Origin of the sequence: Enterobacter sp. 237C8, assembly GCF_034106865.1 — a bacterium.
GTDB classification, from domain to species: Bacteria; Pseudomonadota; Gammaproteobacteria; order Enterobacterales; family Enterobacteriaceae; genus Enterobacter; species Enterobacter asburiae_B.
Window position 1 is genome coordinate 132,847 of record NZ_JAWNDF010000002.1, and the last position, 21,302, is coordinate 154,148.

The 21,302-nt window shown below is 58.3% G+C and carries 16 protein-coding genes; 9 read left to right on the forward strand and 7 right to left on the reverse strand.

Translation table 11 applies throughout. From position 1 onward, the window contains the following. The first annotated feature begins 6 nt into the window (after window positions 1-6). From purC to ypfH, 4 genes are all read left to right on the forward strand, one after another. A complete protein-coding gene (gene purC / locus USF70_RS10565; protein WP_023332985.1) occupies window positions 7-720 on the forward strand; it encodes a phosphoribosylaminoimidazolesuccinocarboxamide synthase in 714 nt (237 codons plus the stop codon). A 120-nt stretch (window positions 721-840) separates the two neighbouring features. Further along, window positions 841-1,710, forward strand: a complete 870-nt coding sequence (locus USF70_RS10570) for a neutral zinc metallopeptidase (RefSeq protein ID WP_033146168.1) — start codon at window positions 841-843, stop codon at window positions 1,708-1,710. Further along, window positions 1,710-3,656: a tRNA(Met) cytidine acetyltransferase TmcA gene (locus USF70_RS10575; RefSeq protein WP_033146167.1), complete on the forward strand. Its 1,947-nt coding sequence runs from the start codon at window positions 1,710-1,712 to the stop codon at window positions 3,654-3,656. Before USF70_RS10570 ends, USF70_RS10575 begins: the two co-directional genes overlap by 1 nt. 73 nt (window positions 3,657-3,729) lie before the next feature. Next, window positions 3,730-4,425, forward strand: coding sequence for an esterase (gene ypfH, locus USF70_RS10580; protein ID WP_033146166.1), 696 nt, complete (start codon window positions 3,730-3,732; stop codon window positions 4,423-4,425). A 78-nt stretch (window positions 4,426-4,503) separates the two neighbouring features. Here ypfH and USF70_RS10585 read toward each other — a convergent pair whose 3' ends face one another. Genes USF70_RS10585 through USF70_RS10595 form a run of 3 tightly spaced genes read right to left on the reverse strand, consistent with a single transcriptional unit; the run spans window position 4,504 to window position 6,214 of the window. Continuing rightward, complete coding sequence (locus USF70_RS10585) at window positions 4,504-4,701, reverse strand: YpfN family protein (RefSeq protein ID WP_014171111.1); 198 nt, start codon at window positions 4,699-4,701, stop codon at window positions 4,504-4,506. A 24-nt stretch (window positions 4,702-4,725) separates the two neighbouring features. Continuing rightward, window positions 4,726-5,853 carry a succinyl-diaminopimelate desuccinylase gene (gene dapE / locus USF70_RS10590; RefSeq protein WP_033146165.1) on the reverse strand — a complete coding sequence of 376 codons (1,128 nt, stop codon included), beginning with the start codon at window positions 5,851-5,853 and terminating at the stop codon, window positions 4,726-4,728. Window positions 5,854-5,863: 10 nt separating this feature from the next. After that, window positions 5,864-6,214, reverse strand: coding sequence for an ArsC family reductase (locus tag USF70_RS10595; protein WP_033146164.1), 351 nt, complete (start codon window positions 6,212-6,214; stop codon window positions 5,864-5,866). A gap of 387 nt (window positions 6,215-6,601) precedes the next feature. Here USF70_RS10595 and ypfM point away from each other — a divergent pair, with 387 nt between their 5' ends. Continuing rightward, entirely contained in the window at window positions 6,602-6,661 is a 60-nt protein-coding gene (gene ypfM / locus USF70_RS10600) for a protein YpfM (RefSeq protein WP_015572204.1), read from the forward strand. Window positions 6,662-6,770: 109 nt separating this feature from the next. On the opposite strand, the gene acrD is transcribed toward ypfM, so the two are convergent. Both acrD and narQ read right to left on the reverse strand, forming a co-directional pair. Then, window positions 6,771-9,884 carry a multidrug efflux RND transporter permease AcrD gene (gene acrD / locus USF70_RS10605; protein ID WP_320735617.1) on the reverse strand — a complete coding sequence of 1,038 codons (3,114 nt, stop codon included), beginning with the start codon at window positions 9,882-9,884 and terminating at the stop codon, window positions 6,771-6,773. A gap of 142 nt (window positions 9,885-10,026) precedes the next feature. Next, window positions 10,027-11,721, reverse strand: a complete 1,695-nt coding sequence (gene narQ, locus USF70_RS10610) for a nitrate/nitrite two-component system sensor histidine kinase NarQ (RefSeq protein WP_320735618.1) — start codon at window positions 11,719-11,721, stop codon at window positions 10,027-10,029. 152 nt (window positions 11,722-11,873) lie between these two features. On the opposite strand from narQ, the gene aegA reads away from it, so the two are divergent. The 3 genes from aegA to USF70_RS10625 all read left to right on the forward strand — a co-directional run bounded on the left by aegA (window position 11,874) and on the right by USF70_RS10625 (window position 15,655). Continuing rightward, window positions 11,874-13,850 carry a formate-dependent uric acid utilization protein AegA gene (gene aegA, locus USF70_RS10615; protein WP_320735619.1) on the forward strand — a complete coding sequence of 659 codons (1,977 nt, stop codon included), beginning with the start codon at window positions 11,874-11,876 and terminating at the stop codon, window positions 13,848-13,850. A gap of 66 nt (window positions 13,851-13,916) precedes the next feature. Further along, window positions 13,917-14,510 carry a GDP-mannose pyrophosphatase NudK gene (nudK, locus tag USF70_RS10620; protein WP_033146160.1) on the forward strand — a complete coding sequence of 198 codons (594 nt, stop codon included), beginning with the start codon at window positions 13,917-13,919 and terminating at the stop codon, window positions 14,508-14,510. A 101-nt stretch (window positions 14,511-14,611) separates the two neighbouring features. Continuing rightward, window positions 14,612-15,655: a DUF1176 domain-containing protein gene (locus USF70_RS10625; RefSeq protein ID WP_182383857.1), complete on the forward strand. Its 1,044-nt coding sequence runs from the start codon at window positions 14,612-14,614 to the stop codon at window positions 15,653-15,655. A 97-nt stretch (window positions 15,656-15,752) separates the two neighbouring features. On the opposite strand, the gene tkt is transcribed toward USF70_RS10625, so the two are convergent. Together tkt and tal are read right to left on the reverse strand one after the other, a co-directional pair. After that, window positions 15,753-17,741, reverse strand: a complete 1,989-nt coding sequence (gene tkt, locus USF70_RS10630) for a transketolase (RefSeq protein ID WP_029739981.1) — start codon at window positions 17,739-17,741, stop codon at window positions 15,753-15,755. A gap of 19 nt (window positions 17,742-17,760) precedes the next feature. After that, a complete protein-coding gene (tal, locus tag USF70_RS10635; protein ID WP_033146157.1) occupies window positions 17,761-18,711 on the reverse strand; it encodes a transaldolase in 951 nt (316 codons plus the stop codon). Between the two features lie 289 nt (window positions 18,712-19,000). Here tal and maeB point away from each other — a divergent pair, with 289 nt between their 5' ends. Next, window positions 19,001-21,280: an NADP-dependent oxaloacetate-decarboxylating malate dehydrogenase gene (gene maeB / locus USF70_RS10640; RefSeq protein ID WP_023308741.1), complete on the forward strand. Its 2,280-nt coding sequence runs from the start codon at window positions 19,001-19,003 to the stop codon at window positions 21,278-21,280. The last annotated feature ends 22 nt before the right edge of the window (window positions 21,281-21,302 follow it).

Sequence of the window (21,302 nt, forward strand, 5' to 3'; positions counted from 1 at the left end):
ATGAAGATGCAGAAGCAAGCTGAGTTGTATCGTGGCAAAGCGAAGACCGTATACAGCACGGAAAACCCGGATCTGTTGGTGCTCGAGTTCCGCAATGATACGTCAGCAGGGGATGGCGCACGCATTGAGCAGTTCGATCGTAAAGGCATGGTGAACAACAAGTTCAACCACTTCATTATGACCAAACTGGCCGAAGCGGGCATCCCGACCCAGATGGAAGCGTTGCTGTCCGATACGGAATGTCTGGTGAAAAAACTGGATATGGTTCCGGTTGAGTGCGTTATTCGTAACCGTGCGGCGGGCTCCCTGGTGAAGCGTCTGGGCATTGAAGAAGGTATCGAACTGAATCCACCGCTGTTCGACCTGTTCCTGAAAAACGATGCCATGCACGACCCGATGGTCAACGAATCCTACTGCGAAACCTTCGGCTGGGTGAGCAAAGAGAACCTGGCGCGTATGCAGGAGCTGACCTACAAAGCCAACGACGTGCTGAAAAAACTGTTTGATGACGCGGGCCTGATCCTCGTCGACTTCAAGCTGGAGTTTGGTCTGTTCAAAGGCGAAGTGGTGCTGGGCGATGAGTTCTCACCAGACGGTAGCCGCCTGTGGGATAAAGAAACCCTGGATAAAATGGACAAAGACCGTTTCCGTCAGAGCCTGGGTGGCCTGATTGAAGCGTACGAAGCGGTTGCTCACCGTTTAGGCGTTAAGCTCGACTAACTCCCTCACTTGCCAAAGGATGTTCCCATCCTTTGGCGTCTTACCCTTGTTTCCTATGGTAATCTTGCCGTTAACCGCCTACGATCATAGCTATTATAAATGGAATAGTTCGAGGTGGTTATGCGCTGGCAAGGGCGTCGTGAAAGTGACAATGTAGAAGACAGACGCAGTGATGGCGGCGGCGGTCCTTCAATGGGAGGGCCCGGCTTCCGGTTACCCAGCGGCAAGGGCGGTATCATCCTGCTGATTGTCGTGCTGGTTGCGGGGTATTACGGCGTTGACCTCACCGGGTTGATGACCGGTCAGCCGCTGCAGCAGCAGGAGCATTCTCAGCGCTCCATCAGCCCGAATGAAGATGAAGCGGCCAAATTTACCTCCGTTATTCTCGCCACAACAGAAGACACCTGGGGTCAGCTGTTCGAGAAGATGGGGCGTACCTACCAGCAGCCGAAGCTGGTGATGTACCGGGGGGCAACCCGCACCGGATGCGGTACCGGGCAATCTGTGATGGGGCCGTTCTACTGCCCGGCAGACGGCACCGTCTATATCGATCTCTCTTTTTACGATGACATGAAACGCAAGCTTGGCGCTGACGGTGATTTTGCCCAGGGCTACGTGATCGCGCATGAAGTCGGCCATCACGTTCAAAAATTGCTGGGAATTGAGCCCAAAGTGCGCCAGCTCCAGCAAAATGCGTCTCAGGCTGACGTGAACCGCCTTTCCGTTAAAATGGAGCTGCAGGCGGACTGCTTCGCGGGGGTCTGGGGCCACAGCATGCAGCAGCAGGGCGTGCTGGAATCCGGCGATCTTGAAGAGGCGTTAAATGCCGCTCAGGCTATCGGTGACGACCGCCTTCAGCAGCAGAGCCAGGGGCGCGTTGTGCCGGACAGCTTCACTCACGGTACTTCACAGCAGCGCTATAGCTGGTTCAAACGCGGCTTCGACAGCGGCGATCCGGCGCAGTGTAATACCTTCGGCAAAGCGATGTAATGCTGCAGTTTGAAGAGCTGATAAGCGAGCTTGAGCGCACCGGCCATCGTCGGCTGGTGGTGCTCAGCGGTGAGGCGCAGTGGACGTTAACCCAGGCGCTGACCCTGCGTGACGCCTTGCCCGGAGACTGGGTAAGGCTTGACGAACACCCTTCAAAAGCCATCGGCGGCCTGCTGGGACGCGAGTACCGGCACGCTGTTTTTGACGCCAGCGCCGGGTTTGATGTCGCCGCGTTTGCCGCCCTGAGCGGAACGCTGAGCGCCGGAAGCCTTCTGGTGCTGCGGGTTCCGCCGCTCGACGCGTGGCCCGGGTTGCCAGACAGCGATTCACTGCGCTGGAGCGACAGCGCCGAAGCGATAGCCACTCCGCATTTTGTACGCCATTTCTGCCGGACGATTGCCGCCGACCCCGACGCGATTGTCTGGCATCAGGGCCGTGCGTTATCTCTTCCACCTTTACCCGACGCGCCTGACTGGCAGCCTGCCAGCGGCGCCCCGCAGCGCGAGCAGGCTGAGATCCTGGATGTGCTGCAGGGGATGGCGGAGGGCATCGTGGCCGTCACCGCCGCGCGCGGGCGCGGAAAATCAGCCCTGGCGGGCATGTTGCTAAACCGCATTGCGGGCAGCGCCGTGGTTACCGCGCCGTCGAAGGGGGCGACGGATATCATCGCCCGCTTTGCCGGAGAGCGTTTTCATTTTATGGCCCCGGACGCGCTGCTTGCCTCTTCACACCGGGCTGACTGGCTAATTGTCGATGAAGCCGCTGCGATCCCCGGACCTCTGCTTGAAAAGCTAGTTGCCCGTTTCCCTCGCGTGCTGTTGACCACCACGGTGCAGGGATATGAGGGGACGGGCCGGGGATTCTTGCTTAAATTCTGCGGTCGGTTTGCCGGGCTGCAGCGCTACAGCTTATCTACACCGGTACGCTGGGCGGCGGGCTGCCCGCTTGAGCGGGTTGTTGCCAGCGCGCTGCTGTTTGACGATACGCTGATTGACCGACGCCCGGAAGGGGAGGTGCGTTTAACGTCTCTGACGCCGACGGCATGGGAAAGCCGCCCGGCGCTTGCAGCGAGCGTATACGAGCTTCTCTGCGCGGCGCATTATCGCACCTCGCCGCTCGATTTACGCCGCATGATGGACGCGCCCGGGCAGCAGTTTGCCGTTGCCGAAACGAATCCGGTTATCGCCGGGGCGCTCTGGCTGGTGGAGGAGGGCGGGCTCTCCCCTGAGCTTAGCCGCGCCGTGTGGGCAGGATACCGGCGTCCGCGCGGTAACCTGGTGGCGCAGTCTCTTGCGGCGCACGGCGGCTCTCCGCTGGCGGCGACGCTCAGAGGACGACGGGTGACCCGCATTGCCGTACATCCTCACCGTCAGCGGGAAGGGATTGGCCAGGCGCTTGTTCGCGGCGCCAGCGGCGAAGACTATCTGTCGGTGAGCTTTGGTTATACCGATGAGCTGTGGCGTTTCTGGCAGCAATGTGGGTTTGAGCTGGTGCGGATGGGCAGCCATCGTGAAGCCAGCAGCGGCTGCTTCACCGCGATGGCCTTGCTGCCGCAGAGCGAGGCCGGGCGTCAGCTGTGCGAGCAGGCGCAGCAGCGTCTGAAGCGCGATGCGCGGGTGCTATCGGCCTGGAACGGTGAAAAGATCCCCGTGGAAGACGGCTGGGAAGCTACCCTTAATAATGACGACTGGCTGGAGCTGGCGGGGTTTGCTTTTGCTCATCGGGCGTTTTCAACCTCGGTTGCCGCACTGACGCGGCTGTTGTTAACCGTGGATATGCCGCTTCCGGCCCTGCGCGGGAAAATGGACGGAAAAACGGAAGACGTCGGGCGAAAAGCGTTGCTGGCAACGTTGCGAAATGAAACCGCGCAAGCGATTGAAAGTCTTGATTATCTCCGTAGCCAGCAGTTGAAAGAAGACATTTTGCAATGGCAATTTTTTCAATGACTTCTTCAGTAAAGTGGCATGGTCATTCACGTCGGGAGGCGTAGAATCCAGGTCATCTATTAAGGAGACCACCATGAAACACGACCATTTTGTTGTTCAAAGCCCTGACAAACCGGCTAAACAGTTACTGCTTCTGTTTCATGGCGTTGGCGATAATGCCGTCAATATGGGTCAGATTGGCAGCTGGTTTGCGCCCGTGTTTCCGGAAGCATTGATTGTCAGCATCGGTGGCGTAGAGCCATGTGGTCCGAACGGACGCCAGTGGTTCTCTGTTCAGGGCGTGACGGAAGAGAATCGTCAGGCTCGCATCGACGCCATCATGCCCACCTTTATCGACGTCGTCCGCTACTGGCAGCAGCAGAGCGGCGTGGGTGCTGACGCGACCGCGCTGATTGGCTTCTCGCAGGGGTCAATCATGTCGCTGGAAAGCGTAAAAGCGCAGCCGGGTCTGGCGTCACGCGTCATTGCGTTTAACGGTCGTTTTGCGACGTTACCGACAAGCGCGACCACGCAGACCACGATCCACCTGATCCACGGTGGCGAAGACCGGGTGATTGAGCTCTCGCATGCGGTTGCCGCTCAGGAAGCGCTGATTCGCGAAGGTGGAGACGTGACGCTGGATATCGTTGACGATCTGGGCCACGCGATTGACGACCGTAGCATGCAGTTCGCGCTCGATCGTTTGCGCTATACCGTACCGAAGCACTACTTTGATGAAGCGCTCAGCGGCGGCAAGCCGGATAACGATGATATTGTAGAGTTTATGTGATTATTTCCCCTCACCTCTAAGGGGGAGGGAACATGGCTCCCCTCGCCCCTCTGGGGAGAGGGGCTGGGGGTGAGGGGATTACTTCTTCTGGTCCTTCTTCGGCCAGTCGTCGTCATCGTCCCACTTGTCGTTAAAATCACGGTGCGGGGGAAGATCCGGTTTATTGGCGAGAAATTTTTTATGGTCAACGCGCTTAAGATCTTTAATCACGTTCAGCAGTACGCCAACCAGAAAAACTAACACCAGAATCCACCAGTACTTTGAAAGCCAATCCATTCGCTATTCCTCTCAGAGCGTTCGTCAGGCGACGAGTTGCTCCATAATACGTTGATACATACGGGCCAGCAGTTGCAAATCTGCCGCATTGACACACTCATTGATTTTATGAATGGTTGCGTTCACTGGACCCAGTTCGACAACCTGGGCACCCATACGGGCGATAAAGCGTCCGTCTGAGGTGCCACCCGTTGTCAGCAGCTGTGGCTTAATTTCATTATAGTGCTCGATGGCGTTCACCACCGCATCCACCAGCTTACCGCGATGCGTCAGGAACGGCTGGCCGGAAAGCCACCACTCCACGGTGTAGCGCAGGTGATATTTTTCCAGCAGCGCGATAACGCGCGCCTTGATCATCTCATCGGTCAGTTCGGTGCTGAAGCGGAAGTTAAACTGGACGAAGTAATCACCCGGGATCACGTTGTTGCTGCCGGTCCCGGCCTTGACGTTCGCGATCTGCATGCTGGTTGGCGGGAAGAATTCGTTGCCTTTATCCCACTCGATGCCCACCAGCTCGCTCAGCATCGGCGCAGCGCGATGGACCGGGTTATCGGCCAGATGCGGGTAAGCAACGTGCCCCTGTACGCCGTGAATGGTCAGGTTACAGGTCAGCGAGCCGCGACGCCCGTTTTTGACGACATCGCCCACCACTTCGGTACTCGACGGCTCACCGACCAGACAGTAGTCGAGACGTTCGTTACGCGCCATCAGCGCTTCAACGACCTTCACGGTACCGTTATGGGCGCTGGCTTCTTCGTCGGAGGTGATTAAAAACGCGAGACGGTTTTTGTGGTTTGGATGCTGAGCCACAAAGCGCTCTGCCGCCACGACCATCGCCGCCAGCGAGCCTTTCATGTCTGCCGCGCCGCGACCAAACAGCATGCCGTCGCGGATGGTCGGCTCAAACGGCGGGTTGATCCAGCGATCCGCGTCACCGGCGGGAACGACGTCAGTATGCCCGGCAAAGGCCAGCGTTTCGCCCTGTCCGCGCCACGCCCAGAAGTTCTGGGTATCGCCAAAATCCATGCGTTCAACGGTAAAACCGATGGCACGCAGGCGCTCAATCATAAGTGCCTGACAACCTGCGTCGTCCGGGCTAAGGGAAGGACGGCGAATAAGCTGCTGAGTCAGCTCAATGACCGGGCATGACATAAACTACACCTCAACGAAAAAAGTCGGAATAAAGGGTTTCACTGAAACCCAGCAGCATAGGCTGCCCTGGCGCGCAGAGCAATGGGCGTTTGATAATTGCCGGCATGTCGAGCATCAGTTTTGCCGCGCTGTCGGCGTTGTTGATGCTGGCGCGCAGAGATTCGTCCAGCTTACGCCAGGTGGTGCCGCGGGTGTTCAGCAGGGCTTCCCACCCCAGCTCGCCGATCGCGCTATGCAGAAATTCTGCATCAAGCCCATCGGCTCGGTAATCGTGGAAACGGTACTCCACGCCGTTTGCTTCCAGCCAGCGACGGGCTTTTTTGATGGTGTCGCAATTTTTTATGCCGTACATCACAACCATGGTGAATCCTTTTGACCTAATGATGATTAAATGTTCAGTGAATTCGAAGATATATCCTTAAGTGGAATATAACACATTCAGGAATCGTCTGGATTTACGCTTCTTCTTAATTCAACTCACATCTGTACGCTGAATATTCTTTCACCCTTTAAGCATAGATGTCCATAAAGTTTAAATTTCGAATAAACTCAGCGGGTAAAATAAAACTCACCCGTTCGGAGGGTTATTTCAAAATATTGCTAGCCGTCACAAAAAATTGAGGCTTCTCCGTTCATATTTATCATAAATCCCCGCAGGACGTGGGGTACAATCACAGCAATTGGTTAAATAGTCTTCACAATGATGGTCCGTTTTTGTAGAATGCGCATAATAATAAGAGAGGGTGTTATGATTGAACGTGAACTGGGGAACTGGAAAGATTTTATCGAAGGCATGCTTCGTAAATGACATTCAGTAAGAATTGCAAGAGCACTAAAATAAGTAAAATAACCATAGTGTGAATTAATCACACAATAAAAAGGCGGCCGATAAAGCCGCCTTTTTTTATTTCAATCACTTACTCAGCGCGTTCCTTTAGCGGGAAGCGACGACGCACCAGCACAAAGAACAACGGCACGAAGTAAATGGCCAGAACGGTGGCCGAAATCATGCCGCCCATTACCCCCGTCCCGACGGCATGCTGGCTGCTGGAGCCTGCGCCCGTACTGGTCGCCATCGGCAGTACGCCAAAGACAAACGCCAGCGACGTCATCAGGATCGGGCGTAAGCGCTGACGGCAGGCGTGCAGCGTGGCGGCCATCAGCTCGTGGCCTTTGGCATTCATCTCGTTGGCAAATTCAACGATCAGAATGGCGTTTTTCGCCGATAGCCCAATCACGGTGAGCAGACCCACCTGGAAGTAAACATCGTTCTCGAGGCCGCGCATCCAGGTCGCCAGCAGCGCACCGATGACGCCAAGCGGCACGACCAGCATGACCGAGAACGGTACCGACCAGCTTTCATACAGTGCGGCTAGGCAGAGGAAGACCACCAGCAGAGAGAGCGCGTAAAGTGCGGGAGCCTGTGCCCCGGAGAGACGCTCCTGGTAGGACATGGCCGTCCACTCCAGACCAAAACCGGCGGGCAGCTGCTGGACCAGTTTTTCCATGGTATCCATAGCGGTACCGGTACTGACGCCCGGCGCAGCTTCCCCGACGATTTCAACCGCAGAGTAGCCGTTATAGCGCTCCAGACGCGGCGAACCGCTCTCCCAGCGCGAGGTGGCAAACGCGGAGAACGGCACCATGCCGCCAGCGTTATTCCTGACAAACCAGCGGTTTATATCATCCGGCAGCATGCGGAACGGCGCGGCGGACTGGACATACACTTTTTTCACGCGGCCGCGATCCATAAAGTCATTCACATAGCTCGAGCCCCACGCCGTCTGCAGGGTATCGTTGATATCGTTGATCGACACGCCAAGCGCCTGCGCCTTACGCTGATCGATATCCACCTGGAGCTGCGGGCTGTCGTCAAGACCGTTATGGCGAACGCGGGTCAGGCCAGGATCGTTGCCCGCCAGCGCTAACAGCTTATCGCGTGCCGCCATCAGCGCCGTGTGGCCCGCGCCGGCGTGATCCTGCAGCTCCATATCAAACCCGGCGGAACTGCCCAGACCGCTTATCGCCGGCGGGCTGCTGGCGAAGACGCGCGCCTCTTTAATATGCGCAAAGGCTTTGGTCGCACGTTCAATAATGGCAAATGACGTTCCCGTTCGGGTATCGCGCTCGTCCCAGTCCTTCAGGCGGACGAACATGCGGGCGACGTTCTGCCCGTTTCCGCCCGGGCCAGAGCCCACGGTGGAGAAGACCGACACAACGTTATCTTTCTCTTTGGTGAAGAAGTACTGCTCCACTTTCTGGACCACTTTCAGCGTCTGCTGCTGCGTTGCGCCGCTCGGGAGCTGCACCGAGGTGGTGAACATGCCCCGGTCTTCCATAGGCAGGAACGAGGTGGGGAGATGCATAAACAGCCAGACCATGCCGCCCAGCAGCACAACGTAAATCATCATCCAGCGCAGGCTGCGATGGAGCACGCCACCGACGGCAGATTCATACCGCGCGGCATTGCGGTTGAACATCCGGTTAAACCAGCCGAAGAACCCTTTTTGCCCGTGCTGCTCCCCTTTGTGCAGCGGTTTCAGAATAGTGGCGCACAGCGCAGGGGTAAGGATCAGCGCCACCAGCACGGAGAGAACCATCGCCGAGACGATGGTTATTGAGAACTGACGGTAAATCGCCCCGGTTGTGCCGCCAAAGAAGGCCATCGGGATAAAGACGGCCGACAGCACCATCGCAATACCGACCAGCGCCCCCTGAATTTGCCCCATGGATTTTCGCGTCGCCTGGCGCGGGGAGAGTCCTTCTTCGCTCATGATGCGCTCGACGTTTTCAACCACCACGATGGCATCATCCACCAGAAGGCCAATCGCCAGCACCATCGCAAACATCGTCAGGGTATTAATGCTGTACCCGAAGGCGTAAAGCACCGCAAAGGTCCCCAGCAGCACCACGGGAACGGCAATGGTAGGGATCAGCGTCGCGCGGAAGTTTTGCAGGAACAGGTACATCACCAGGAATACCAGTGCGATGGCTTCCAGCAGGGTCTTCACCACGTCCTCGATCGACGCTTTAACGAAGGAGGTGGTTTCGTAGGCGACTTTGTACTCCAGCCCGTGCGGGAAATACTGTGAAAGCTCGTCCAGACGGTCTAACACCAGTTTTGCCGTGGCCATTTCGTTTGCGCCGGAGGCAAGCTTTATCCCCAGACCGGAGGCCTGGTTGCCGTTAAAGCGGCTCAGGTAGTCATATTTTTCCGCCCCCATTTCCACCGTGGCGACATCGCCCAGACGCACTTCCGACCCATCCTGATTCACGCGCAGGGTGATGTTGCGGAACTGGTCCGGCGTCTGCAGCAGGGATTGAGAATTGATGGTGGCGTTCAGGGCCTGCTTATCGACGGACGGTGTTCCCCCCAGCTGCCCCACCGCAATCTGGGCGTTCTGGGCCTTGATGGCATTCGTCACGTCGGTTGCCGTCATCTGGACGCTGTTCAGCTTGTTGGGGTCGAGCCAGATGCGCATAGAGTACTGTGAGCCGTAGGCGTCGATATCCCCGACGCCGTTGATACGGCTGATGGGATCCTGAATATTACTGGCGACGTAGTCGGCAATGTCCTGTTTATCCATCGAGCCATCTGTCGAGACAAACGCGATGGTCAAAATGTTGGTATCACCGGTTTTACGCACGGTCACGCCCTGATTCTGCACCGCCTGGGGCAGCTTGCGCATGGCCGACTGCAGCTGGTTTTGCACCTGCTGCACCGCTTCGTCCGGGTCGGTGCCCGCCTTAAAGCTCAGGGTAACCGTCGCCTGGCCCGTGGCGCTACTTTGTGAGGACATGTACATCAGGTTATCCAGACCCGTCATGTTCTGCTCGATAACCTGCGTCACGGTGTTTTCCAGCGTTTGTGCGGAAGCGCCGGGGTAGTTTGCGGTGACGCGCACGTTAGGCGGTGCCAGATCGGGGTATTGCTCAACAGGAAGTGAAGTAATCGCCAGGACACCTGTCAGACACAACAGGATGGCAAGCACCCAGGCAAAAATGGGGCGATCGATGAAAAAATTCGCCATGAAAGTGTGACCTCGTTTTGCTGCACGTCATTATTGTTTATTGCCCGCATAACTTTAGCGGTAAGGCCCAGGTCAAACGTGGAGAAATAAAGGAGATAATGTAAATTATCATGCGCTTTTTCCTGCGCGTCCTCCTTTACCGTTATTTACCCGTTAACGGCGCGGGCGCCGGGAACGTCACGCTGACCAGCGTGCCGCCGTTTTGCGGCTGCGAGAAGTGCAGCATTCCGCCGAGCCGTTGCGCGCGTTCGCGCATAATGTTCAGGCCGTAGTGTCCCGGCGGCTCGCTGGCTTCGCCAATCCCGATGCCGTTATCGCGAATGCTGACGCTGTGCGTACCGTCCACGGCGGTCACGCAGCTGACGGTGATCTCGCTGGCCTGCGCGTGCTTAATGGCGTTCAGCACGGCCTCACGCACGATCTGCAGCAAATGCACCTGTTTTTGCGCGTCCAGCGCCAGCGAGGAGAGGCGGCAGTCGAGATGCAGCTTCGCCTGCGTCTGGCTCTGCAGGACGTCGAGGGACTCCTGCAGCGCCGCGGGTAAGTTCGCGTGGTTCAGCGTCAGGCGGAAGGTGGTGAGCAGCTCGCGCAGCTGCTGCCAGGCATTGTTCAGCTCGCGGGAGAAGTCGGTGATGATGGTCTGCGCCCGGGTATTTTCCTCGGGCACGGCGCGTTTGAGTAGCGCAAGCTGAATGCGCAGATACGACAGCACCTGCGCCAGCGAATCGTGCAGCTCGCGTGCAATGGTGGCGCGCTCTTCCATCAGCAGCAGCTGCTGGTAATGTTTTTGCGCCTGGTTAAAGTACAGCCCGCGCCCGAGCATGGTCGCCACGCTTCTCATCAGCGGAAGGGGAACGCTGTCCGTCTCGCTTTGCCAGCGCAGCTCGCCGTAAAGGGTGTCCTGCATCAGTACCGGCAGGTGCTGCAGAGGAATGCCATGTGACTCCGTCCCTTCAGACTGCCGCCAGTCGTCGCTGGTGCGCAGTTCGAGATAATTCATCTGCGTATAGTCATGGACAATCTGCAGGATATGCCGAAAGCAGTGGCTGTCTATCTGGCCGGTATTCAGCGCCTGCGAGCATTTGAACAGCATGTCGAGCTGCTGGTGGGCTTCATGCAGATGCCGAGTCTTTTCCGCGACCGAGGCTTCGAGCGAACGGTAGAGCGTAGCCAGCTCGGCGGACATGTGGTTGAAGGCGCGGGAGAGTTGGCCCAGCTCGTTCGGCAGGGCGGTATCGGGCGCCGGGGTTGCAAATTCCCCTCGCTCAACCCGTTCGCTGGCCGCCACCAGATTGTTAAGCGGCAACACCACCTGGCGACGGATGCCTCGCAGGGTAAATAGCGTCAGCAGCAGGATCCCGAGAGCGCCCGCCAGCGAGAGCAGGGTCACCGTCTGAATTTTATGTTCGGTGTAGTGCTGGAGGACGAGCACAAAGGCATCAATACGGCCGACAAAATCCTCAATGTGGGTTTGATACCACGCGCTGTCGCCGCGGGCGATGCGCGCATCCATCTCCAGCCAGGCCACGTGCAGCTGCTGGTAGCGCGCTTTAACATTGTCCGGGACGTACCAGCGGTTCAGCTTCTGCAGGGCAGGCGCGCTCAGCGTCCGTTGCCAGCTGTCGCGATGCGCGGCAAGGGCAGGGCTGTTGCGCTGCATCTCGTAGCCCAGACGATAGCTCTGCATGCGCAGCGAACCCGCGATATTAATGGCTTCGGCGTCACGCTGGCTGCTGGCTAGCGTCAGCAGCGCGACGGTGCTGGTCAGCACGGATAAGGCAATTATCGAAAAGAAAGCCCAGGCAAGGCTTCCGGAAACGGGTCGTTTAACGGTCACAGAACGGCTCTCTGAATAAAATTGATCTGCTACAGGTTCACTGTAAATAATTCGGCATTCCGGGCATTTGAACATTGCCCGATCGCGCCGTGATGCGTAAATACCATATTCATACAAAGAATAAGGTTATTGAACCAAAAACAGGTGTGGTTATGAATCGTTTTATTATGGCTAACAGCCAGCAGTGCATCGGGTGTCGCGCCTGCGAAGTGGCCTGCGTGATGGCGCACAACGATGAGCAGCACGTCCTGAGCGAGCGCCATTTTCATCCCCGCATTACGGTCCTGAGGTCCGGCGAGAAGAGTAGCCCCGTCACCTGCCATCACTGTGAAAATGCGCCCTGCGCGCAAAGCTGTCCGAACGGCGCCATCAGCAAATGCGATGACAGCGTACAGGTGAATCAACAAAAATGCATCGGCTGTAAGGCCTGCGTGGTGGCCTGCCCGTTTGGCACGATGGAGATTATCGTCACCCCGCTCGACAGCGGCGACGTGAAGGCCTCGGCGAATAAATGCGATCTCTGTCTGACGCGGCTACACGGCCCGGCCTGTATCGAAAATTGCCCGGCAGATGTCCTCTCACTGGCGACGCCTGCTGTCCTTGATAATCTGGCGAAATCGCGCCGCCAGCGCACGGCCTGCCTGGAAGCGCAGCCCTGGCATGCGGAAGCCGTCAGAGAGGACGCTTCGCGCACCAAACTGCATCAGATGCAAACAACCCCGCCATGCGGCGAGCCCGACAAGCTGGCTGCCGCAGAACGCGTGGGCCATTTTAACGAAATTTACCTGCCGTTCCGGGACGAGCAGGCCGCCCGCGAGGCGTCGCGCTGCCTGAAATGCGGCGAGCACAGCATTTGCGAATGGACCTGCCCGCTGCATAACCATATCCCGCAGTGGATCGAGCGTATCAACGCGGGCGATATCGCCGGCGCGGTCGAGCTTTCACATCAGACCAACTGTTTACCTGAAATTACCGGCCGAGTCTGTCCGCAGGACCGATTATGCGAAGGTGCCTGCACAATACGTGAAGAGGCGGGATCCGTGACCATCGGTAACATCGAGCGCTATATCTCCGATCGGGCGCTGGCGATGGGCTGGCGGCCGGATATGTCCGCCGTCACGCCGACAGGTAAACGTGTTGCGATCGTCGGCGCGGGCCCCGCCGGGCTGGCGTGCGCCGACGTGCTGGCGCGCAGCGGCGCGAGTGTGACGGTCTATGACCGGCATCCGGAAATTGGCGGATTGCTGACCTTTGGCATCCCGGCATTCAAGCTGGACAAATCGCTGCTCGCGCGGCGCAGAGAGATATTTACCGCGATGGGGATCCGCTTCGAGCTGAACTGCGAGGTGGGCCAGGACGTGTCGATGTCGCAGTTAAAGAACGAGTATGACGCCCTGTTTATTGGCGTGGGAACCTACCGCTCGATGAAGGCGAGTATCCCGCACGAGGACGCGCCTGGGGTCTATGACGCGCTGCCTTTCCTTGTAGGTAACACGCGGCACGTTATGGGGCTGGAGTCGACGGCCAGCGAACCGTTTATCGACACCCATGGCTTAAACGTGGTGGTGCTTGGCGGGGGCGATACCGCGATGGACTGCGTCCGCACCGCGTTACGCCACGGCGCGGCGAAGGTGACCTGCGCCTATCGTCGGGATGAGGCCAATATGCCGGGCTCGAAGAAAGAGGTGAAGAACGCCCGAGAAGAGGGCGCGGCGTTTGAATTTAACGTCCAGCCGGTTGAGCTGACGCTGGATCCGAACGGTAAGGTCAACGGTATCCGAATGCTGCGTACCGAGCTCGGTGAGCCGGACGCGCAGGGACGGCGTCGACCGGTTCCCGTGGCGGGCAGCGAGTTCGTGATGGCCGCTGATGCGGTCATCATGGCGTTTGGCTTTAACCCGCACGCGATGCCGTGGCTGCAGGCGCAGGGTGTCGAAACGGATGACCGGGGGCGGATCGTTGCTTCGGTCGAGAGCCGCTACCGTTACCAGACGACTAACCCACAGATCTTCGCCGGGGGCGATGCGGTACGCGGCGCGGATCTGGTGGTGACCGCAATGGCGGAAGGGCGACATGCGGCGCAGGGGATACTGGACTGGCTTGGGATTAACGCCCCAAAACATCATTAAACCGGCGGGCGACAAAGCGGGATTCACGGCGTAGTATAGGACGACTCATTGTGTTGTGGAGCCCGTATGACCCTGAAAATTGACGTTATCAAAGACAAAATTCTCTCTGAAAACTACTTTGTCCTGCGTAACATCACCTATGATCTTACGCGTAACAACGGTGAGGTGATCCGCCACAAGCGCGAGGTCTACGACCGCGGCAATGGGGCAACCATTCTGCTCTATAACCGTGAAAAGCAGAGCGTGGTGCTGATCCGTCAGTTCAGGGTGGCGACATGGGTTAATGGCAACCCTGACGGACGTCTGATTGAAACCTGCGCGGGCCTGCTCGATGATGATGAGCCGGAAGTTTGTATCCGCAAAGAGGCCGTGGAAGAGACCGGCTTCGAAGTGGGCGAGGTCAAAAAGGTCTTCGAGCTGTTTATGTCGCCGGGCGGCGTAACGGAAATTGTGCATTTCTTCATTGCGGAATACAGCGACGCGCAGCGCACTCACCGGGGCGGTGGCGTGGAGGATGAAGATATCGAAGTGCTGGAGCTTCCTTTTGCCCGGGCGGTGGAGATGGTGCGTTCAGGCGAAATCAGGGATGGTAAAGCGGTGATATTACTGCAGTATTTACAGACAACCGGGCTGATGAACACCACTTTCGAACGGATATAGCCTGTTTTTCGGGTATATCTGATAAATCCGATTGAGCAACCCCGGCGGGAACACGAAGATACTGCCCAGTTAAGCGTTTTCGTTCCGGGATTGTGTCATTCATGCGCTACAGCGTCTTTTTGTTTTACCTGTTTTGTGTGCTCCTCGCGCCGCAGGTGCGGGCTGCACCTGCCCAGCAAGCCTTCTCCGACTGGCAGGTAACCTGCAATAACCAGAATTTTTGCCTCGCACGCAACACGGGTGAACACCGTGGTCTGGTCATGACGCTCACCCGTAGCGCCGGGGCGAAAACGGACGCCACGCTGCGTATCGATCTCGGCGGCCTTGATACGCCCTCGGTAAAAGAGCCAGAGATTGCCCCCCGGCTGCTGCTGGATAACGTTCCCCTGAAGCTGGACAAACAGCGCTGGCAGCTCACGCCCTGGCATCTTAAAACGGACGATGCGGCCACCATCACCGCCTTTCTGAAAAACATCCAGGAAGGGAAGGCCCTGACCCTGCGCGACGGTAAGCAGGTTATTTCACTGAGCGGTCTGAAAGCCGCGCTGCTGTTCATTGATGCGCAGCAAAAGCGCGTCGGCAGCGAAACCGCGTGGATCAAGAAAGGTGACGATCCGCCGTTAAGCGTTCCGCCTGCTCCTGCCCTTAAAAAGGTGGCGGTCGTCAACCCGACCCCGACGCCGCTCTCTCACGCCGAACTGAACGACCTGCTGGACTATGGTACCGGGCGGATGAACGCAAGCCAGTGCTCGCTGGATCCTAACCGCCGGGAAGTGCGCGTCACCGCGTTAACCGATGACAAAGCGCTGCTGATCGTCAGCTGCGAGGCGGGGGCCTATAACACGGTCGATCTGGCGTGGCTGGTATCACGTAAAAAACCGTTCACCGCACGCAGCGTCAGGCTGCGGCTGCCGTTTACGCCGTCAGGCGACGGGAGCGAAATGGAGTTGATGAACGCCAGCTTCGATGAAAAGACGCGCGAGCTGACAACGCTCGCGCTGGGGCGCGGTTTGGGGGATTGCGGGATCCAGACGCGCTGGCGTTTTGACGGCCAGCGCTTCCGCCTGGTGCGCTACGCCGAGGAGCCCAGCTGCGACAGCTGGAACGGGCCAGATGCCTGGCCCACGCTGTGGATCACGCGGTAGTTTTATGCCGGGTGGCGCTGTTGCTTACCCGGCCTACGGTTTGGCGGTTTTAGTAGGCCGGGTAAGGCGTAGCCGCCACCCGGCAACGCAGACCCCACTAGATCACGCTCAGCGCCTTCTCCACCACGTTCTCAACGGTAAAGCCGAAGTACGGGAACAGCTTGTCGGCAGGGGCGGACTCGCCGTAGCCTCGCATGCCGACAATCGCCCCTTTGAGCCCGACATATTTGTACCAGTAGTCGGCAATACCGGCTTCCACCGCCACGCGAGCCGCGACGCTGGACGGCAGGACCGATTCCCGGTACGCCTCGTCCTGGGCGTCGAAAATGTCCGTTGAGGGCAGGGACACCACGCGCACCGCATGTCCTTCGGCAGTCAGTTTCTCCGCCGCTTTAACCGTGATTTCCACCTCGGAGCCGGTCGCAATCAGGATCACGTCCGGCTTGCCGCCGCTGTCCTTCAGGATGTAGCCGCCGCGGGCGATATTTTTCACCTGCTCCGGGGTTCGCTCAATCTGCGCCAGGTTCTGGCGTGACAGGATCAGTGCCGTTGGGCCGTTGTGGCGTTCCACCGCCAGCTTCCAGCCCACCGCCGCTTCGACCTGATCGCACGGACGCCAGGTGCTGAAGTTCGGCGTCAGGCGCAGGCTTGCCAGCTGTTCAACCGCCTGGTGAGTAGGCCCGTCTTCCCCGAGTCCGATGGAGTCATGGGTGTAGACCATAATCTGCCGCGCCTTCATTAAGGCCGCCATGCGCGCCGCGTTACGGGCATACTCGACGAACATCAGGAAGGTGGCGGTGTACGGCACAAACCCGCCGTGATGGGCGATGCCGTTGGCAATGGCGGTCATCCCAAACTCGCGCACGCCGTAGTGGATGTAGTTCCCGGCGATGTCCTCTTTCAGCGATTTTGAGCCCGACCAGATGGTCAGGTTGCTGGGCGCCAGATCCGCCGAGCCGCCGAGCAGTTCGGGCAGGAGAGGGCCGATTGCGTTCAGGGTATTTTGCGACGCCTTGCGGGTGGCGATTTTCGCCGGGTTGGACTGCAGGTTTTCAATCAGCGCCTGGGTTCTATCGTCCCAGTCCTCCGGCAGGCCACCGCTCATGCGGCGGGAAAACTCGGCGGCGAGATCCGGGTGCGCTTTTTTGTAGGCGGCGAACTTCTCGTTCCAGGACTGCTGGGCCTTTTCACCCGCCTCACGGGCATCCCAGGCTCTGTAGATCTCTTTCGGGATCTCAAACGGCGGATGTTTCCACCCCAGCTTTTGCCGGGTCAGCGCGACTTCCTCCTCGCCCAGCGCCGCGCCGTGCGCCTCCTCTTTGCCCGCCTTGTTCGGCGAGCCGAAGCCGATGACCGTACGGCAGATAATCAGGGACGGTTTATCCTTCACGCTCTGCGCTTCCTGAATCGCTTTTTTCACCGCCTCAGGATCGTGGCCGTCGATCTCGTGCACCACGTGCCAGTGGTAGGCTTCAAAGCGTTTTGCCGTGTCGTCGGTAAACCAGCCTTCGGTCTCCCCGTCGATGGAGATGCCGTTGTGATCGTAGAAGCCAATCAGCTTGCCGAGCCCCAGCGTGCCCGCCAGGGAGCAGACCTCATGTGAAATCCCCTCCATCAGGCAGCCGTCACCCATAAATACGTAGGTATAGTGGTCGACAATCTCGTGGTCCGGCTGGTTAAACTGTGCCGCCAGCGTGCGTTCGGCAATCGCCAGCCCAACCGCATTGGCCAGCCCCTGACCGAGTGGTCCGGTCGTTGTTTCCACCCCCGGCGTATAGCCAATCTCAGGGTGCCCCGGCGTTTTGGAGTGCAGCTGGCGGAAGTTTTTCAGCTCCTCAAGCGGCAGATCGTAGCCGGAAAGGTGCAGCAGGCTGTAGAGCAGCATTGAGGCGTGACCGTTGGAGAGAATAAAGCGATCGCGATCGTACCAGGTCGGGTCATTGGGGTTGTGCTTCAGAAAGTCGTTCCACAGCACTTCGGCAATATCAGCCATGCCCATCGGCGCGCCGGGGTGGCCGGAATTGGCTTTTTGCACGGCATCCATGCTGAGGGCGCGAATGGCATTGGCTAGCTCTTTACGGGACATAGTTCACTCCGTGGCAAGGTTAAAGTTTGGCGGCGAGAAGATCTTCAAGTTTGCGCTGGTCGACGGCGAACTGGCGGATGCCGTCCGCCAGTTTTTCCACGGCCATGGCGTCCTGATTGTGTTCCCAGCGGAATTCCGCTTCGGTCATGGCTTTCGGTTTTGGCAGAACGGTGGAGGTCGGCACCAGCTTGCGGATCACCGTTTCTTCTTTGTCCTGTAGCTCCTGGAGCAGGTTAGGGGAGATGGTCAGACGGTCGCAGCCTGCCAGGGCGAGGATCTGCTCGGTACGGCGGAAGCTGGCCCCCATCACGATAGTTTCGTAGCGGTGCTGTTTGTAGTAGTCGTAGATATTACGGACCGATTTCACGCCCGGATCCTCATCCACCACGTACGGATCCATCGGCTGTTTCGCCTGATACCAGTCGTAGATGCGCCCGACAAACGGCGAGACGAGGAACACGCCCGCTTCAGCGCAGGCGCGCGCCTGAGCAAACGAGAACAGCAGCGTCAGGTTGCAGTGGATGCCTTCTTTTTCCAGCACCTCTGCCGCGCGGATGCCTTCCCAGGTGGAGGCCAGCTTGATCAGAATGCGTGATTTATCGATCCCCTGCTCCTCGTACAGTTCCACCAGGCGACGCGCCTTATTAATGCTCTTTTCTTTATCGAACGAGAGGCGGGCGTCGACTTCGGTCGAGACGCGGCCCGGGATGCTTTTAAGAATTTCCGCACCAAAATTAACCGCCAGCTTATCGCTGGCTTCGGCAACCTGCTGCTCCTGCGTTTTCCCGCGCTGTTTACCGTAGGCAATGGCGTCATCAATCAGATGGCTAAAATGGGCAAGCCCTGCAGCTTTGAGCAGTAGCGAAGGGTTAGTGGTCGCGTCCTCCGGCTGATAGTGGCGAATCGACTCGATATCGCCGCTGTCTGCAACCACGGTGGTGAATTTTTTGATGCCGTCTAGCTGGTTCATAAATAATTACTCCTTGGAAATAAAAGAGTTAGATGAGTGCGTTAGTTCACACTTCTGGAAAAATCATGATGGACTTAACAAAAAAGCATAGCAGACGGGGGAGGCATTGCTTTTGAGACGGGTAACATGGCTGTTATAAATTGATAACAATTTTTAATGTGTGATGGTGAGAGTTTGGCTGCCTTCAAAGTTTAGGAGGCGGCCTGAGGCGATACTAGGCGGCACACCAGGGTGTGCATCAGGATCGCTTACGTCACCCTTTTGACCGATACGTGAAAGGAAAAATAAGATGGATGAGCAGTTGAAACAGAGTGCCCTCGATTTTCACGAGTTCCCTGTCCCGGGCAAAATCCAGGTCTCCCCAACCAAGCCGCTGGCAACCCAGCGCGATCTGGCGCTGGCCTATTCGCCGGGCGTCGCAGCCCCGTGTCTGGAAATCGAAAAAGACCCGCTGGCGGCCTACAAATATACCGCGCGCGGCAACCTTGTCGCCGTGATCTCTAACGGCACGGCGGTGCTGGGGCTGGGCAACATCGGCGCGCTGGCCGGTAAGCCGGTGATGGAAGGGAAGGGGGTGCTGTTCAAGAAATTCGCCGGTATCGACGTGTTCGATATCGAGGTGGATGAACTCGATCCTGACAAATTCATCAACGTGGTGGCCGCGCTGGAGCCGACCTTCGGCGGGATCAACCTGGAAGACATCAAAGCGCCGGAATGTTTCTATATCGAGCAGAAGCTGCGCGAGCGTATGAACATTCCCGTGTTCCATGATGACCAGCACGGAACCGCGATTATCAGCACCGCCGCGATTCTCAACGGCCTGCGCGTGGTAGAGAAAAATCTCTCCGACGTGCGCATGGTGGTCTCTGGCGCAGGCGCCGCGGCCATCGCCTGTATGAACCTGCTGGTGGCGCTGGGTATGCAGAAACACAACATTGTGGTCTGCGACTCCAAAGGCGTTATCTATAAAGACCGCGAGCCGAACATGGCGGAAACCAAAGCGGCGTACGCGGTCGACGACGACGGTAAACGCACCCTGGACGACGTGATTGACGGCGCGGATATCTTCCTCGGCTGCTCCGGTCCGAAAGTGTTGACCCAGGAGATGGTGAAGAAGATGGCGCGTGCGCCAATGATCCTGGCCCTGGCGAACCCGGAACCGGAAATCCTGCCGCCGCTGGCGAAAGCGGTGCGCGAAGACGCCATCATCTGTACCGGCCGTTCGGACTACCCGAACCAGGTCAACAACGTGCTCTGCTTCCCGTTCATCTTCCGCGGTGCGCTGGACGTCGGCGCAACGGCGATCAACGAAGAGATGAAGCTTGCCGCCGTTCACGCCATCGCGGAGCTGGCGCACGCCGAGCAGAGCGAAGTGGTTGCGTCCGCGTACGGCGATCAGGATCTGAGCTTCGGCCCGGACTACATCATTCCAAAACCGTTCGACCCGCGTCTGATTGTTAAGATTGCCCCAGCGGTGGCCAAAGCGGCGATGGACTCCGGCGTGGCGACGCGTCCGATTCATGATTTCGACGCGTACGTCGATAAGCTCACCGAGTTTGTTTATAAAACGAACCTGTTCATGAAGCCGATCTTCTCCCAGGCGCGCGCCGACGCGAAGCGCGTGGTGCTGGCGGAAGGGGAAGAGGCGCGCGTGCTGCACGCCACCCAGGAGCTGATCACCTTAGGCCTGGCGAAGCCGATCCTGATTGGTCGTCCGAGCGTGATTGAAATGCGTATCCAGAAGCTGGGCCTGCAGATTAAGCCGGGCGTCGACTTCGAGATCGTTAACAACGAATCCGATCCGCGCTTCAAAGAGTACTGGAGCGAATACTACGCGATCATGAAGCGCCGGGGGATCACCCAGGAGCAGGCTCAGAAAGCGGTCATCAGCAACACGACGGTGATCGGCGCGATCATGGTGCATCGCGGCGAGGCGGATGCGCTGATTTGCGGCACCATCGGCGATTACCACGAGCACTTTAGCGTGGTGCAGGAGATCTTCGGCTATCGCGACGGCGTCCATACCGCCGGGGCGATGAACGCGCTGCTGCTGCCAAGCGGCAACACCTTTATTGCGGACACCTACGTTAACGACGATCCAACCCCGGACGAGCTGGCGGAAATCACGGTGATGGCCGCCGAGACCGTGCGTCGCTTTGGTATCGAGCCGAAGGTGGCGCTGCTGTCGCACTCTAACTTTGGTTCGTCTAAATCCGCGGCGGCGTGCAAAATGCGTCAGACGCTGGAGCTGGTGCGCGAGCGTGCGCCGGAGCTGATGATTGACGGGGAAATGCACGGCGATGCCGCGCTGGTGGAAAGCATCCGTAACGAACGTATGCCGGACAGCCCGCTGAAGGGATCGGCCAACATACTGATTATGCCGAACGTGGAAGCGGCGCGTATCAGCTATAACCTGCTGCGCGTCTCCAGCTCTGAAGGGGTGACCGTAGGGCCTGTACTGATGGGCGTGGCGAAACCGGTGCACGTGTTAACGCCGATTGCCTCTGTGCGTCGTATCGTGAACATGGTGGCGCTGGCGGTGGTTGAGGCGCAGACGCAGCCGCTGTAATTTTTACCCTCACCCTAACCCT

Coding starts and splice junctions, on each gene's coding strand:
- purC (WP_023332985.1), top strand. CDS start 7: ATGCAGAAGCAAGCTGAGTTGTATCGTGGCAAAGCGAAGACCGTATAC.
- USF70_RS10570 (WP_033146168.1), top strand. CDS start 841: ATGCGCTGGCAAGGGCGTCGTGAAAGTGACAATGTAGAAGACAGACGC.
- ypfH (WP_033146166.1), top strand. CDS start 3,730: ATGAAACACGACCATTTTGTTGTTCAAAGCCCTGACAAACCGGCTAAA.
- USF70_RS10595 (WP_033146164.1), bottom strand. CDS start 6,214: ATGGTTGTGATGTACGGCATAAAAAATTGCGACACCATCAAAAAAGCC.
- maeB (WP_023308741.1), top strand. CDS start 19,001: ATGGATGAGCAGTTGAAACAGAGTGCCCTCGATTTTCACGAGTTCCCT.
- acrD (WP_320735617.1), bottom strand. CDS start 9,884: ATGGCGAATTTTTTCATCGATCGCCCCATTTTTGCCTGGGTGCTTGCC.
- tal (WP_033146157.1), bottom strand. CDS start 18,711: ATGAACCAGCTAGACGGCATCAAAAAATTCACCACCGTGGTTGCAGAC.
- dapE (WP_033146165.1), bottom strand. CDS start 5,853: ATGTCATGCCCGGTCATTGAGCTGACTCAGCAGCTTATTCGCCGTCCT.
- USF70_RS10625 (WP_182383857.1), top strand. CDS start 14,612: ATGCGCTACAGCGTCTTTTTGTTTTACCTGTTTTGTGTGCTCCTCGCG.
- aegA (WP_320735619.1), top strand. CDS start 11,874: ATGAATCGTTTTATTATGGCTAACAGCCAGCAGTGCATCGGGTGTCGC.
- tkt (WP_029739981.1), bottom strand. CDS start 17,741: ATGTCCCGTAAAGAGCTAGCCAATGCCATTCGCGCCCTCAGCATGGAT.
- USF70_RS10585 (WP_014171111.1), bottom strand. CDS start 4,701: ATGGATTGGCTTTCAAAGTACTGGTGGATTCTGGTGTTAGTTTTTCTG.
- USF70_RS10575 (WP_033146167.1), top strand. CDS start 1,710: ATGCTGCAGTTTGAAGAGCTGATAAGCGAGCTTGAGCGCACCGGCCAT.
- nudK (WP_033146160.1), top strand. CDS start 13,917: ATGACCCTGAAAATTGACGTTATCAAAGACAAAATTCTCTCTGAAAAC.